Annotated in this window: 1 pseudogene; it reads left to right on the top strand. The window is 41.0% G+C overall.

Going from position 1 to position 324, the window contains the following annotated elements:
- Positions 1-88 precede the first annotated feature (88 nt).
- Positions 89-324, top strand: a pseudogene (locus tag NY07_RS18835) (IS110 family transposase); the annotation flags it as partial.

Below are 324 nucleotides of genomic sequence, written 5' to 3'. Positions count from 1 at the left end.
GGATGATGAGATGGACACCTCTTGTAAAGTCGGCGTCAAAAGCGCCATATTGAATTTGCGAGTTCAATATCAACAAAAGGTGTCCACTATGAAAGTTACTCTAATTGGTATCGATTTGGCAAAAAATGTCTTCCAAGTTTGTGGTGTGAATCAGGCTTGTAAATCTGTATTTAATCGTGCACTTCGTCGACATCAACTTATGGCGTTTTTAGCCCAATACCCTGATGCAATCATAGCTATGGAGGCTTGTAGCGGGTCAAATTACTGGGGAAGAAGCTTAAAAGCTCAAGGTTATCAAGTAAGGTTAATTCCCCCTCAGCATGT

The organism is Shewanella sp. ECSMB14101 (assembly GCF_000773485.1).
GTDB classification, from domain to species: Bacteria; Pseudomonadota; Gammaproteobacteria; order Enterobacterales; family Shewanellaceae; genus Shewanella; species Shewanella marisflavi.
The sequence above is the reverse complement of the archived record's forward strand: the minus strand, read 5'-3'. Positions and strand labels throughout refer to the sequence as shown.